Origin of the sequence: Nocardia cyriacigeorgica (assembly GCF_005863245.1) — a bacterium.
In the GTDB taxonomy this organism is placed as follows: domain Bacteria; phylum Actinomycetota; class Actinomycetes; order Mycobacteriales; family Mycobacteriaceae; genus Nocardia; species Nocardia cyriacigeorgica_C.
The window spans coordinates 258,181-272,308 of record NZ_VBUT01000009.1; the positions used below are offsets into that span (position 1 = coordinate 258,181).

The window sequence follows — 14,128 nt, forward strand, 5'->3', positions numbered from 1 at the left end:
ATGCGCAATCCGTGGCGACGCAGGCGCCGGGCGGAACCTCCCGCCCGCGCCGTCGACCATTCCGGCACCGATCTGGTCATCCGCTGGATCGACGCGGTGACCACCGGGCTGGCGGACGCGCCTCCCGGCCCGCCGGAAGCGGGTCCGGCCCGGGTGTGCGACGGCATGTTCACCGCCGCCACCATCGCCGCGGTGCTCATCGAGCGGGTCTGCGACCGCACCGAATACCGCGTCGCCAACAACCGCTGCCTGGCGGCGTCGGTGGAGTTCATGAAGGTGCTCGGCGAGGACACCCTGCGCCGCTACCGCATCCAGTCCGACGCCCAGCCCGTCGGCCTGGACGAGGTGAACGCCGACGCCGACGAACTCGCCATCGCCCGCCACCTGGCCCTGCTCGGCGAGGCCCTCCAGATCGCCCTGTGCAAGGTCACCACCGACCCCGCCCTGTCCGCCGAAATCCGCGAAACCGCCAACGAATCCGGCCTCCTCGCCGCCGACGTCCTCGTCGAAACCTGCCAAACCATCCAATCCGACCCCACCACCTGACCCGACCCACCGCCCCGGGGGATTCCGGTACACCCGTACGAGTCGGTAGGGTGAGCCGACGCCCCTATAGCCCAATTGGCAGAGGCAGCGGACTTAAAATCCGCACAGTGTGGGTTCGAGTCCCACTGGGGGCACCACGTATCCGCAGGTAGATCGGTACCTGCGTGCGCGTGGTCCGACTGATCGGCCATCGCGAGCCGCAGTGAGTCCGCACCAGGCGGTGGAGCGGTGTTGCCGCTTCGGTCGTCGCGGGGACGCGGCCTACAGTGGCGTTATGACTGATCAGCGGGTTCCCGGCGGGGTGGTGCACGAATTGCCCGACGACCTGCGCGCGGCGTTGGCCGGCAACTCGGTGGCGCTGGCCGCCTGGCGCGATATCACGCCGCTGGCCCGCAACGAGTTCATCTGCTGGGTCGAGGACGCGGTGCAGCCGCAGACGCGGGAGCGGCGGATTCGGCGCACCCAGGAGGAGCTGGAGGAGGGGCAGCGCCGGCCGTGCTGCTGGCCCGGATGCAAGCATCGCGAGCGCACCGGCAGCTGATCGCCGCGCTGTCGGGCATCGGCGGTTTCGAGCCCGCATCGTGTAGTCGCGTGCCGACCGGATGACCGACCGCACGCGACTGCACTCGCGGTGCCGTCCTGGCTATCCGCCCACCAGCCCCTTGGCGATATGCGTCACCTGGATCTCGTTGCTGCCCGCGTAGATCATCAGGGACTTCGCGTCGCGGGCGAGTTGCTCGACCTTGTATTCGGCCATGTAGCCGTTGCCGCCGAACAGCTGAACGGCTTCCATCGCGACCTCGGTGGCGGCGCGGGAGGAGTAGAGCTTCATCGCCGAAGCCTCGGCGAGGGAGACCTTTTCGCCGGCGGCGGTGCGTTCGATGGCGTTGAACACCATGTTCTGCACGTTGATGCGGGCGATCTCCATTTCGGCGAGCTTGAGCTGGATGAGCTGGAATTGGGCGATTTCTTTGCCCCAGAGCTTGCGGGACTTGGCGTATTCGACGCAGAGCCGGTGGCATTCGTTGATGATGCCGAGGGCGAGGGAGGCGATGCCGATGCGTTCGGCGGCGAAGGATTCCTTGGCGCTGTCCTTGCCGTCGCCCTTGGCCGGGTTCTCGGTTTCGCCGAGCAGGCGGTCGGGGGTGATGCGCACGTTGTCGAAGAACAGCTCGCCGGTGGGGGAGGAGTTCATGCCCATCTTCTTGAACGGCGGGCTCTGGGTGAACCCTGGCATGCCCTTGTCGAGCACGAAGGTCAGGACTTTGCGGTCGCGCCGGTCGGTGCCGTCTTGTTCGTCGAGTTTGGCGTAGACGACGGTGACGTCGGCGTAGGGCCCGTTGGTGATGAACGTCTTCTGCCCGTTGAGGATGTAGTCCTCGCCGTCGCGGCGCACGTAGGACTTCATGCCGCCGAAGGCATCCGAGCCGGAATCGGGTTCGGTGATGGCCCAGGCGCCGACCTTCTCCATGGTCACCAGTTCCGGCAGCCAGCGCTTCTTCTGGGCGAGGGTGCCGCGGCTGCGGATGGTGCCGACGGTGAGGCCGAGGCTCACGCCCATCGAGGCCACCAGGCCGAGGCTGACGCCGGCGAGCTCGCTGTTGAGGATGACGCCCATGCTGCCCGCGCCGCTGAACCCGCCACCGGACTTGCCGGTGGTCCCCGCTTCCTCGCGGGCCAGCGATTTCGCCAGCCCTTCCCGCGCCATCTCGTCCAGGCCGAAGGTGGCATACAGCTTGCGGATGATGTCGTAGGGCGGCATGGCACCGCTTTCCAGCTGGTCGACGTGGGGTTTCAGCTCCTTGTCGATGAAGCCGCGCACCGCGTCGCGGAACATCAGGTCTTCGTCGGACCACTGGTACATCGCGTGAACTCCCGAGGGATCGCCGGAACAGTCCCTCAAATATAGAACACGTTCTAATTCAGTTGACCGGGTGTGCGGTTTACCACCAACGGGTGCAGCGGGGTGAACGGAAGTTGGACAATGGTCTGCATGGCACCGATAACTCGCGTCGGCATCGTGCTGTCCGTCCTCGCGCTGGGGATTCTCGCGGCGTCGATCTTCTTGCAGATCATCAACGACCGGTCCGCGGTGCTGGTGGCTGTCACCACCGCCGCGTGGGTGGCGCTGGCGGCGTCGACGTCGGTCGGCGCTAAGCGCGCGTGGCAGCATCCTCGGTACTGATGCTCGCGTTCCGGCGCCACGCCGGCCACTGCCGGTAGGTCGCGGCGCGCAGCACCCATTCCACCGGGCCGTAGGTGTGCCCGCGCAACCACCGCTCGCTCACCCATAGCTGAACGAAATAGGTGACGACGGCGATCGCGAGGACGGCGAACGGCGGGACGCGATCGCCCAGCGCGAGCCCGTACCCGGTGAAGATGACGGCCATCACCACCGATTGGCCGATGTAGTTGCTGGCCGCCATGCGTCCGGCAGGTGCCATTCGGCGCACCGACGCCGCACGGCTCGATTGCGCCAACCAGACGATCACCGCCATGTACAGCACGGTCATCACGGGGTTGAGCAATTCCTGAAGACCGAACAGATAGCTCGGCACTTTGCCGTGCAGCGTGTGCAGGACCACCGTCGTGATCGATACGGGCAGCCCGATGAAAACGCCGATCAGCAGCGCCCGCGGCGTCCAGCGACGCAACCGTTCGGGGTCCTCGAACAGCCGCACCTTGCCTGCCGCCATACCGATCAGGAACATGCCCATGCTGGTGAAGCCCTGGCCCACGATGGTGAACAGCACGAAGATCGGCCCGGTCGCCAGTTGGGTGGTGAAGACGTCGGCAGGGGAACCGAGGAATCCGGTGCGAATCGCTTCCAGGTCGAAGAACGCGCCGAGCTTGCCGACGCCGCCGTCGCCGCCCGGCGCGAACGCGAGCGCGGCGAACAGCACGTACAGCAGCACGCCGCTGATCAGTGCGGTGCGAGGCCGAATCTTGCGCAGCAGCACCAGAATCGCGCACAGCACGGCGTACAGGGTGAGGATGTCGCCGATCCACAACAGGCACACATGCGCCAGGCCGATCAGCAGCAGTGCCTCGCACCGGCGCAGCAGCCGCGGCACTGGTGCGGCACCGGCGCGTTCGGCGGCCGCGATTTGCAGCGTGAACGAATACCCGAACAGGAATGCGAACAGCACATAGAACTTGCCGAGGAAAAACCCGTAGATGATTCCGTAGGCGAGCCGGTCCCAGGTGCCGTCGTACATCGGCGCCGGGTCGGAATTCGGTCCGGTGAACGACAGCAGCATGGTCAGCACTGCCGCATTGGTGACCAGAATTCCGAACAGCGCGAAACCGCGCAGCATATCCACTTCGCCGATGCGCCGTGCCGGCTGCGCCGTGTGGGTCATGCCGCAACGCTAGGTGGTCGCGGGTCTTGCCCACATCGGCCGCCCGGATGATCTACGCCGTGCGCGGATCAGCCGGGAGAATGACTCACGGGCTCGGTTGCGGGAGCTTGCAATCGTTGACCTTGGGGTTGACCCCGGCATAGTTCAACGGACCGGCGATCACGGTTACCGCGACGGTCCCGATGCTCGCGCAGTTCTGTTCCCGGTCGGTGAAATAGCCGCGTTGTACGGCGGCGAAGGCGCCGATGAGCAGCCATACGACTGCCACGATCGTCACTAGGCGTCGCATTCCGCCCTCCTCATGACTAGGTGTCGGGCGTGAATCAGTAGTAGTGACGCCTGCCCGCGACGGGACGGCCGACACTGCCGAGTAGCAACAGCACCGCGCCGATGATCAGGATGACGACGCCGAGCATGGTGATCGCGGAAACGTCGAAAATCAGTCCGGCAATGAGGAGTACGGCTCCGATGATGATCATGAGGTGGATCCGATCAGGTGTAGCGATGACGGTGCAGGCCGGTTTCTGGACCTGCCGTCGCATTAAGTAGACGCCCGATATGCCGTATTCGCAACCATCTGGACCCGGTCGCCGCACCCGGCTCGCGCCGGCCTTCGCGAGTCGCCGGAATTGTGGTATCGAGACGTACTGGTGATCAAAAACCAGCACATTTTTCCGGCAAGCGGGCAATACTCGGGTCGAATGGCCGATTCCCGCGCGAGCGAGGAGGAGATTGGTGCATATCGTGATCCGCTCCGTCGCCGGTGCGCTGGCCGCGATCGCGCTGGCTCTCGGGTTCGTGGTCGGCGGTTCAGGCCCCGCCGTGGCCCAGCCGACCACCGTCTTCCCGGTCCCGGTGGTGTTCAACTACGCCTATGACCTGTCGCCGTCGGTCGGCGTGGTGCACGTGGCGGCGACGCCGACCGGGACGCCAGGGGAAACCGCCCTCACGGTCGACGACCCCATCTTCTCGATCATCCCCTTCTCGCCGACCGTGCAGGTCAACTGGCGCAACTGGAACACCGGCGCGAACGGCACCATCGAACTGCCCACCACGACCAACTCGACGGGCAAGCCGAAGCCGGTGATCGTCACCACCGGCACCGGCCTGGTCACCGCCACCGTCTTCGCCACCAGCGGCAACATCGTCCCTGGTTTCGGCGCCTTCCAGACGCCGTAGCCGTGCTCGGGACCCCTGGCGGCGAACCTCAGGCGAGGGTCTCGATGCGCTCCGGCAGGTAGCCGGAGGCGATGAACTCTTCGACGAAGGTGTCGATCACCGTCCGGTCGACCGTCGTGCATGTGATCCCCGTCGCCGACAATGCCGCGACGGTGTTGTGATCGGCGTAGTCGAGGTGCCGGGTCGGGCCGAGCGAGCCCGAATGCAGCAGCGCCGCACGGACCAGGGATTCGTCTCCTGTTGCGGCCCGCAGCTTCGATTCGCGGTCGAGTGCTTCGAGCACGGCCGGCAGGGCCGTGGTCGAGATCGGCAAACCGTGATCGCGCAGGCTGTCGAAGATGTCGCCGAGAGCCACCGGTGTTTTGTTCACGAGGTGGTAGACGGTCTCCGATGGGTCGTTCAGCGAAATCGCGACTATCGCACCGGCGACGTAATCCACCGGTGCGAGGGACACGGTCGCCTCCGCCACATCGGGGGCCATCCGCAAGACCGCCGCCGCGCGTACGAGACTCCACAACGAGTCCGATTCGTTGTTGATGCCATGACCGGCCGAACCGCAGACGGTGCTCGGGCGATAGATGGTCGCTGGGATGCCGCGGGCATTCGCCTGCCGAACCAGTTCTTCCGCAGCCCATTTCGAGGTGATGTAGCCGCTGTCGGGTAGTTCGCCCGCAGCGAGGCGGATCGTCTCGTCGATGACGTCGCGCGGCTCGGTCGCCGAGATCGCGGTGCCGATGGTCGACACGAAGTGCGTCGGCTTCACTCGCCGGGTGGCGGCCAGACGCAGAACCCACCGGGTGCCTTCCACATTCGCCGACCGCAACCGGCTGTACGGCTCGATGTGGTTGACGCGGGCGCCGTTGTGGTAGATCACGTCGACCTCGGCGGCGAGGCGATCGAACTCCGGCTCGGAGAGCCCGAGGAACGGTGCGGCGAGGTCACCCGGCACGGCGACGATGCGGTCGGCGAGCGCGCGGTCCCACAACCGGTATCGCCGCAGCGCCGTCCTGATCCTGGCCGCGGCTACCTCGGAGTCGGGCGCCCGAACCAGGCATCGGACGGTGGCGTCGGTGCGGTCGAGCAGTTCCCGCAGCAGATGCGCACCCAGATAGCCTGTCGCGCCGGTCAACAGGATGGTGGGCGCGGGGCCAGGGACCACCGCGGTGCGCCCGGCCGCGTCGATATCGTCGTCGAGTACGGCATCGACGGTGTGCGTGGGAATCGGTGTGGGCTCTGTCGTGCCTTCCAGGAGCGCGGCCAGACCGCTGACGGTCGGTGTCGACAGCAGCGCCGACATGGCGATCCGGCGATCGATGCGGGCCGACAACCGTTGGTGCAGCGTGAATGCCAGCAGCGATGAGCCGCCCAGTTCGTAGAAGTCGTCGTCGACGCCGAGCGCGTCGAGTCCGAGTACCTCCCGGAAGACCTCCGCGATCTGCTCTTCCAGCGGCGATCGCGGTGCGACACGGGTTGTCGCGGCGAATACGGGCTCGGGCAGGGCCGCACGATCGAGCTTGCCGCTGGAATTCATCGGCAGCGAATCGAGCACCATGATCGCGGCGGGGACCATGTACATCGGCAGTCGCTGACCTACTCGGCTGCGTAGCTCGCCGGGGTCGATCTCGGCGCCGGCTATGGCGACGACATATCCGATGAGGCGGTCGCCGGCCTCGGAGCGGCGCACGGTGACGGCGGCTTGCCCCACCGACGGTTCTGCCAGCAGGGCTGTTTCGATCTCACCCGGTTCGATCCGCTGACCACGCAGTTTCACCTGGAAGTCGGTGCGACCGAGGTATTCCAGTCGACCGGCCGAGTTCCAGCGCACCAGATCACCGGTCCGGTACATCCGCTCACCGGGCTCGCCGAGCGGGTTGGCGACGAATCGGTCGGCGGTGAGCGGCGCGGCCGCGTGATAACCACGCGCCAGCTGTACCCCGGCCAGGTAGAGCTCGCCCGTCACACCGACGGGCACGGGCCGAAGCCGCGCGTCGAGCACGAGGACCCGGCTGTTCCACTGCGGGATGCCGATCGGAATCTGCGCGCCGGCCGGATCCGCTGAGGTGAGCTGATGTTCGGTGATGCTGACCGCGGCTTCGGTCGGCCCGTACAGGTTGTGTAGTTCGGCGCGGCAGCGAGTGGTGAAGGCGTGTGCCGTTTCCGGCGGCAGCGCCTCGCCGATGACGAAAACCGCTCGGAGGGTGGCGAGTTCCGCCGGTTCGGCATGCGCCGCGAACACCGTCAGCATCGACGGCACGAAGTCGGTGAGCGTGCAGCGATGCCGCTCGATCAGACCGCACAGCGCCGCTGGGTCACGGTGGTCCTCCGGCCCCGCGAGCACGAGTTCGGCGCCTGCCCACAGCGGCAGGAAGTAGCCCCACAACGACACGTCGAACGTCGCGGGAGTTTTCTGCAAGTAGCTGTCGGTGCGGTCGATGCGGTAGCGGTCGGTCATCCAGGCGAGCTGATTGACGATCGCTTCGTGGCTGATGACGACGCCTTTGGGACGGCCGGTGGAGCCCGAGGTGTAGATGATGTACGCGGGTTGCGCACCGTGTGTCCCGGCCACTCGCTCGCCGTCGGATATCGGTTCCGCGCTCACCGACGACAACTCCAGCTCATCGATGGCGTGGACGGTTTCGGCGCCCGGTGCGGCGAAGCCGTCGGCGACGGTGGTCAGCACACAACGCGGTGCCGCCGAATCGAGCACATACCCGATCCGCTCGGCCGGGTGTCCGGGGTCGATGGGCACCCAGGCCGCGCCCGCTTCGGCGATCGCGCAGAACGCCACGACCTGGTGGATCGATCGGCGGATCGCCACGGCGACGACGTCTTCCGGCCCGATGCCCTGCTCGATCAACCAGCGCGCCACACGGTGGACTCGGTCGTGCAGCTGCTGGAAGGTCACCGATTCGGTACCGCAGATCACGGCCACCGCATGCGGTGTCGCCCGCGCCCGCTGCCAGATCGGCGCCGTCAACCGTTGTTCGCCGATGCGGCGCGAATCTCCGGACGACCACTCGCGCAACGACCGGCGGTCGGCGGGGCCGACGATGTCGAGTTCACCGACCGGTGTGTCCGAGCGTGTCGCGACCTGGTGGAGCAGATGCAGGTAGGTGTCGAGGAAGCGCTGGACGGTCGATTCGTCGAAGAGGTCGGTCGCGTAGGTGAACCGGATCGCGATGGGGCCGGGGTTGCCGTCGTCGTCGCGGGTGTCGACCACGGCGATATGCAGGTCGGTCTTGGATGTTCGAGTGTCCACTTCGAAGGCCGAGAACCGCACCTCGGACAGATCGAGCTTCGCTTCGGCGAAGTTCTGGAACGCGAAGCCCACCTGGTAGAGGGGATGGCGACCCGGTGACCGGATCGGGCCGACGGCGTCGACGACCTGCTCGAACGGGACATCGGAATGCGCGAAGTTGATCAGGTCGCGTTCGCGCGTGCGGTCCAGCAGCGCCGTGAACCGTTCGCTGGGATCGAGTCGGGTGCGCGAGACGGTGGTATTGACGAACATGCCGACCACATTGTCGAGGGCGGGTTCGGCGCGATTGGTCATCGGAACACCGATCGCGATATCGGCCGCCCCGGACAGCCGTCCTAGCATCACCGCCAGCGCCGTTCGCATCACCATGAACACGGTCGCGCGGTGCCGGCGGGCGACGGTGATCAGGCCGCGATGCAGTTCGGCATCCGCGATGCGCTGCACCGCGGACCCGTTCAGCGACGCCACCGCCGGCCGCGGCCGGTCCATCGGCAGATCGAGGCCCTCGGGTAGACCGTCGAGTTCGGCTGTCCAGTAGGACAGTTGCCGGGCCAGCAGGGATTCGGGGTCCGCACGGGAGCCGAGCAGGTCCTGGTGCCACAGCGCGTAATCGGCGTACTGCACCGGTAGCGGCCGCCATGCCGGGGCCGTGCCCGCGCAGCGGGCCGCGTAGGCGGCGGTGATGTCGCGCGCGAGTGGTGCCAGCGACGATCCGTCGGCACAAATGTGGTGCATGGCGCAGACCAGGACGTATCCGTCGTCGGCGCGCAGCAGGGCGACCCGCACCGGAGTCCGGGCGGCGACATCGAAGCCCCGCCACAGCAACTGCTGGACCCGTTCGGCGACCTGAGCGGAGGACGCTCCGGCCGCGATATCGGCGACCAGCAGGTCGAGGCCCGCCGCGTCTGGTTCGAGCACCTGCTGGAATGGGCCGGTCGCGTCCGCGGGATACCTGGTCCGCAGCGATTCGTGGCGGGCGACCACATCGGCGAACGCCGCCCGCAACGCCGGCACATCCAGATCCCCGGACAGTGCCAATGCGAAACCCAGATTGTCGACTGCCGAGTCGGTGTCGAACTGGTTGCGCAGCCAGAACCGTAACTGTGCCGGCGAGAGCGGAATGCGCTCCGGGCGCGTACCGGCACGCAACGGCGGACGGGGAACGTCGAATTCCTGTGTTCGCAACGCCTTTGCCAACGTCGCCACCGTTGCGTGATCGAAAAGCAGCCGCGGCGGGACCCGGATGCCCCAGACATCGCTCAACAGGGCGGTCACCTGGGTGGCCAGCAGCGAGTTGCCGCCCGCGGTGAAGAAGTCCGTCTCCGCGCCGATGTTTCGGCCCAGCACCCGGGCGAACGCATCGGCGACCAGGTCCTCACCCACACCGGACGGCGCCCGGTAGCCGGAGGTGGCGGTCGCGTCGGCCCGCAATGCCGCGCGGTCGGCTTTGCCGGATGGCGTCGTCGGTATCGCGTCGACGAGGTGGATCGCGTTGGGCAGCAGATGCCGCGGCAACAGCTCGGTCAACGCCTCCGACAGCCGGGCGGGCTCGAGTGTGTGTCCGGGTTCCGGCTGCACGAACGCGGCGAGGATGGTCTCGCCGGACACCGAGCGGAAATCGACGGTCACCGCGGTGCGTACCCCGTCGAGCCCGGCCAGGGTGGCGTCGACCTCGCCGAGTTCGATACGCGCGCCGCGGACCTGGATCTGGTCGTCGACGCGACCGACATACTCGAATCCGCCCGAAGCGGTCCGCCGCACGAGATCGCCCGTGCGGTACATCCTTTCGCCCGAGCCACGGAACGGATCCGGGACGAATCGCTGCGCCGTCAGTGCTCGACGCTCGTGGTATCCGCGAGCGACCGATGGGCCGGAAACGTAGAGTTCGCCGATCACGCCCTCGCCGACGAGTCGCAGGCGTGAGTCGAGGGCATAGCAGCGCGTGCTACCGATAGCCGATCCGATGCTGACGGGCTCGTCCGGCGCGAGTGGATCACTCATCGTGACGACAACCGTGGTCTCGGTGGGGCCGTACGCGTTGTAGAACCGCCTGCCCGCACCGGCCCATTCGCGAACGAGGCTCGCCGGGCAGGCCTCGCCACCCACGACGACGACGCGCAGCGAGTCCAGTCCGGCGGGATCGATGGAAGCGAGCACGGACGGCGTCAGGAAGGCATGCGTCACGCCCTCGGCGGCGATCACATTCGCCAATTCGCTGCCACCGAGAATCGACGGCGGCGCGATCACCATGGTGGCGCCCGAACCCACCGCGAGCAGGAGCTCCAAGATCGACGCATCGAAGCTCGGCGACGCGAAATGCAGTGTGCGAGCGTCGGCGGTGACGGAGTACCGCTCGGTGAGCTGCGCGCACAGTTCCGCGAGACCGGTGTGCGATACCTCGACGCCCTTGGGTTGCCCGGTGGATCCGGATGTGTAGATCACATAGGCGAGGTTGGCCGCGCCCAGCCGAGTGGGACGGTCCTGGTAGGACACCGCGGCGGTGGATTCGGCGGCGATCTCGGCCACGACCGTGGCGTCGTCGAGAACCAGCCACGGGATGCCGGCCGACAGCCGCCCGCGCGTCGACCGATCGGTGATTCCCATCAGCGCGCCGCAGTCACCGAGTAGATAGTCGATGCGATGGGCCGGGTAACTCGCGTCGATCGGCACGAACGCCGCGCCCGTTTTCGCCACGGCCCAGACCGCGATGATCGACTCGACCGAACGCGACAACACGATCGCGACAGCCGACTCCGGACCGGCACCTCGGGACAGCAATGTTCGAGCCAGCCGAGTGGATTGCTCGTCCAGTTCGCGGTATCGAAGCGAGACATTTCCACACACCAGGGCGATAGCGTCGGGATCGCGTTCGACCGCTGTGGTCAACAGTGTGGCGAGGGTGCGCGACGACCCGGCCGACCGGCGGCGGGTTCGTGTTCGCGGGCTGGCCGGGGTGCTACTGCTCAATCTCATGTCCTGTCAAGCGCCGAAAGCTGGCTCATGCTAAGACGGTTGCTGTGGGGTCACCACGGATGGGAATTGAGCAGTAGCACCCGGTCGGGTCAGCTCTGGCCGAGCATCTGCTTCATCTGATCGATCTCGGCCTGCTGGGCGGCGACGATGCTGGTGGCGAGGGCTTTGGTGTCGGGATTGACGCCGTCGGCCAGCACCGTGTTCGCCATGTCGATGGCGCCGGTGTGGTGCTCGATCATCATCTGCATCCACTGCCGGTCGAACTCGGGTCCGGTGGCGTTCTCCAGCGCCGTCATCTGCTCGGGCGTCATCATGCCCGGCATCTCGTGCCCACCGTGTCCGCCGTGCTCACCGGCGGTCGGCGCCGGCTTGCCGAAGCTCTCGAGCAGCGTGGTGATCTGCTGCATCTCCGGCGCCTGCGCGGCCTCGACCGCCGCCGCCAAGGCCAGCAGCTGCGGATTCTGGCTGCGGCCCGGCACCATCTTCGCCATGTCGACCGCCTGTGCGTGATGCGGGTACATCATCTGCAAGAAGGTGACGTCGGCCTCGTTGAAGTCGGTGCGCGTGCTCGCGGTGGTGGTGGCTGCCGTGCTGGTCGTGGTCTCGGTGGCGGTGGTCGAGTCGTCGCCACACCCGGCGACGGTGAGGGTGACCGCGGCGACGGCGGCGATCAGCAAACGGGTACGGGTGATGAACATGTCTGTGCTCCTGGGGAATTGCGATGAAATGCGGACAGGCGTCAGTCGCGCCCCTGGCCCGGTGACCAGGGCGCGAGGGGCCCATCAGATCCGCAGAATCGACAATTCCGACAGCGTCGGCATGGTCCACGGCGGTGGACGTTCGCGCCGAGCCGGACGGTTGCGTCCAGGCGTGCCGTGACTGTCCAGCGGCTGAAAAGCCAACCGGAACAACAGCACAAGCCCGATCGCCAGGCCGAGCATCGACAGGATGAACACGCACCCGTGCATCCCACCGTGCACGCCGCAGTCCCCGCAGTCCTGCTCGTGGCCGCCCATGCCGTCCAGCGACAGCAGTGGCGGTGCGAACGTGGCTGCGATCAGGTCGGATTCGGGCCGATCCTCGCGCACGCTGGAGTCGGCGACCGATTGTGCACTGAGTAAGGGATTTTCGGCGTCGGCTGCCGGGAAGGCCCGCGGCACAGCGTCGGTCACGACCGGGTGGGGGGCGCTCACGACCGCGTGCGGGGTGGTGGCAACCGAGTGTGCGGCGGGAGCGACTGCGTGTCGATCGAAGACCGCGCTTTCCGTGACGACCGGCGGGGAGGCGGTGCCGACGGCGTGCGGGTCGCTGGCGGCCGAGTGTGTGGCGGGTGCGGTCGCGTGTAGGTCGCCGCCTACCGAGGGTGCTCCGTGGTGCGCCCCACCCCAGGCGTGCCCGAAATCGAACACCCCGACATGCATGCCGACGATCCCGCCCAGCAAAACGACCAGCGCGAACAGCCGGGCGAGTCCCGGCAGGCGCGAAGTCGGATGCTGATCGGTCACGGCCCCCATTCTAGAGATGGCGCGGGCAATACCCCGGAGAGGTACTTACTCGTAGTCTTCGCAGGCGTCGACGGCGGCGTCCTTGGTGAGGTTGAACACGTCGATGTGGTCGTTCATGAGGTCGGTCGGCGCGTTCGTTTTCAGCATGTCGGCGAGCTTCTTGCTGTCGTCGCGCCAGTCCCGCAACGCCTGGGCGACGCCGGCGGGGACGTTCTTGACCAGTTTGCGGTCGACGTCGTTCGCGCCGTCGCGCAGCGCCGATTCGGCCTCGGCGGACTTGGCGGCGGTGTCGGGGGCGTCGTTGTTGCTGGCGTCGATGTAGGCGTTGAACTTGCGCACGGCGTTGCCGTTGGCGTCGCTGAACGCATCGCAGGCGGTGGTCGCCGCCGATTTGGCCGCCGCCGACGACGACGCTGCCGCCATCGAGGTATAGGTGGCCAGATCGGCCTGATTGACCTGGGCGGTGCCGGAAACGCTGTTCGAACAGGCGCTCACCAGAACGAGGCCGCCCGCCAGCGCCACCGAGGCGGCGCCCAGGCTCATGCGTTCGTAGCGTCGCATCGGTCTTTCTCCCCTCGCGGATGCCGGCCGCCCCGTGTCTTCGCGGAGACAGACATTGCCGGCATCTGACCGTAAGTCTTCATGACCGTACTGGGTCGTTACAGCCGATGGCGAAGCGTGGCAGGAAAGTTGACGAACTGAGACCGGGTCAGGACGTGGCGATATCGATGACCAGCCGGGTCGGGTTGCTCAGCGCGTCCACCGAGAACGCGGGCCGCTCACCGTTGACGCCGATGAACGACTGGGTGACGCCCTCGAACACGATCGTCCGGTAGACCCCGGCGATGGCGGGCGCGGACGGGTCGACCACCGGGTCCGGCCCCGAGTACGGCTCGACGCCGCTGTCGAACGGGTACACCGAGCCGGTGATCCGCACTTCCAGCACCGACTGCCCAGCGACGTCGATGGCGGTGCCGCTGCCATCCTGGACGGCCTTGTCGACGTATTCGACCTCCCAGCCCGGCGTGCCGGTGCCGCCGAGTTCGTAGACGACCCGGTCGAACCCCTCGTGGTGGCCGACGCTGATGTCGGTGACGGTCAGTGCGGCGTCGCCGGAGGCCTGGGCGCGTTTGGGCGCGGCATCGGCCGGGGCGGAGGGAGGTGCGGCCATGGTGGTGCTCGTCTCGGGCGAGGTGGTGGGGGCGTCGACGACGGTGGCGGGGGCCGGTTCGCTGTCGCCGCAGGCCGCCGCGAATCCGACGACGCCGAGGGCAACGATGCCGACCACCAGCTTGTTACGCATG

The 14,128-nt window shown here is 67.3% G+C and carries 13 protein-coding genes and 1 tRNA gene; 5 read left to right on the plus strand and 9 right to left on the minus strand.

The window, feature by feature from the left end; genetic code table 11:
- The 3 genes from FEK34_RS22905 to FEK34_RS22915 all read left to right on the plus strand — a co-directional run bounded on the left by FEK34_RS22905 (position 1) and on the right by FEK34_RS22915 (position 1,087).
- Complete coding sequence (locus tag FEK34_RS22905) at positions 1-546, plus strand: hypothetical protein (protein WP_138450850.1); 546 nt, start codon at positions 1-3, stop codon at positions 544-546.
- Positions 547-606: 60 nt separating this feature from the next.
- Positions 607-683: transfer RNA gene (locus tag FEK34_RS22910), tRNA-Leu, on the plus strand.
- 137 nt (positions 684-820) lie between these two features.
- Positions 821-1,087 (plus strand): YdeI/OmpD-associated family protein, encoded by a 267-nt coding sequence (locus FEK34_RS22915; protein ID WP_138450852.1) that lies wholly within the window; start codon positions 821-823, stop codon positions 1,085-1,087.
- A 102-nt stretch (positions 1,088-1,189) separates the two neighbouring features.
- On the opposite strand, the gene FEK34_RS22920 is transcribed toward FEK34_RS22915, so the two are convergent.
- Entirely contained in the window at positions 1,190-2,410 is a 1,221-nt protein-coding gene (locus FEK34_RS22920; protein ID WP_138450853.1) for an acyl-CoA dehydrogenase family protein, read from the minus strand.
- 129 nt (positions 2,411-2,539) lie between these two features.
- Here FEK34_RS22920 and FEK34_RS22925 point away from each other — a divergent pair, with 129 nt between their 5' ends.
- The gene (locus tag FEK34_RS22925; protein WP_138450856.1) at positions 2,540-2,731 is read left to right on the plus strand and encodes a hypothetical protein; all 192 of its coding nucleotides are present in this window, start codon (positions 2,540-2,542) and stop codon (positions 2,729-2,731) included.
- On the opposite strand, the gene FEK34_RS22930 is transcribed toward FEK34_RS22925, so the two are convergent.
- The 3 genes from FEK34_RS22930 to FEK34_RS30125 form a co-directional block, all read right to left on the minus strand.
- Entirely contained in the window at positions 2,700-3,908 is a 1,209-nt protein-coding gene (locus FEK34_RS22930; protein ID WP_138450858.1) for a DUF418 domain-containing protein, read from the minus strand. The genes FEK34_RS22925 and FEK34_RS22930 overlap by 32 nt on opposite strands.
- 85 nt (positions 3,909-3,993) lie before the next feature.
- The gene (locus FEK34_RS22935) at positions 3,994-4,197 is read right to left on the minus strand and encodes a hypothetical protein (RefSeq protein ID WP_138450860.1); all 204 of its coding nucleotides are present in this window, start codon (positions 4,195-4,197) and stop codon (positions 3,994-3,996) included.
- A gap of 34 nt (positions 4,198-4,231) precedes the next feature.
- Positions 4,232-4,387 (minus strand): hypothetical protein, encoded by a 156-nt coding sequence (locus tag FEK34_RS30125; protein WP_085996257.1) that lies wholly within the window; start codon positions 4,385-4,387, stop codon positions 4,232-4,234.
- A 256-nt stretch (positions 4,388-4,643) separates the two neighbouring features.
- On the opposite strand from FEK34_RS30125, the gene FEK34_RS22940 reads away from it, so the two are divergent.
- Positions 4,644-5,087 (plus strand): hypothetical protein, encoded by a 444-nt coding sequence (locus FEK34_RS22940; RefSeq protein ID WP_138450862.1) that lies wholly within the window; start codon positions 4,644-4,646, stop codon positions 5,085-5,087.
- 28 nt (positions 5,088-5,115) lie between these two features.
- Here the strand turns inward: FEK34_RS22940 and FEK34_RS22945 are convergent, their stop codons facing one another.
- The 5 genes from FEK34_RS22945 to FEK34_RS22965 all read right to left on the minus strand — a co-directional run bounded on the left by FEK34_RS22945 (position 5,116) and on the right by FEK34_RS22965 (position 14,127).
- Positions 5,116-11,232, minus strand: a complete 6,117-nt coding sequence (locus FEK34_RS22945) for a non-ribosomal peptide synthetase (protein ID WP_171048339.1) — start codon at positions 11,230-11,232, stop codon at positions 5,116-5,118.
- Positions 11,233-11,408: 176 nt separating this feature from the next.
- Positions 11,409-12,017 carry a DUF305 domain-containing protein gene (locus tag FEK34_RS22950; protein ID WP_138450866.1) on the minus strand — a complete coding sequence of 203 codons (609 nt, stop codon included), beginning with the start codon at positions 12,015-12,017 and terminating at the stop codon, positions 11,409-11,411.
- Positions 12,018-12,101: 84 nt separating this feature from the next.
- Entirely contained in the window at positions 12,102-12,824 is a 723-nt protein-coding gene (locus FEK34_RS22955) for a hypothetical protein (protein ID WP_138450868.1), read from the minus strand.
- A 45-nt stretch (positions 12,825-12,869) separates the two neighbouring features.
- Positions 12,870-13,385, minus strand: coding sequence for a hypothetical protein (locus FEK34_RS22960; RefSeq protein WP_138450870.1), 516 nt, complete (start codon positions 13,383-13,385; stop codon positions 12,870-12,872).
- Between the two features lie 148 nt (positions 13,386-13,533).
- Positions 13,534-14,127 carry an AMIN-like domain-containing (lipo)protein gene (locus FEK34_RS22965; protein WP_138450872.1) on the minus strand — a complete coding sequence of 198 codons (594 nt, stop codon included), beginning with the start codon at positions 14,125-14,127 and terminating at the stop codon, positions 13,534-13,536.
- Position 14,128: the final 1 nt, after the last annotated feature.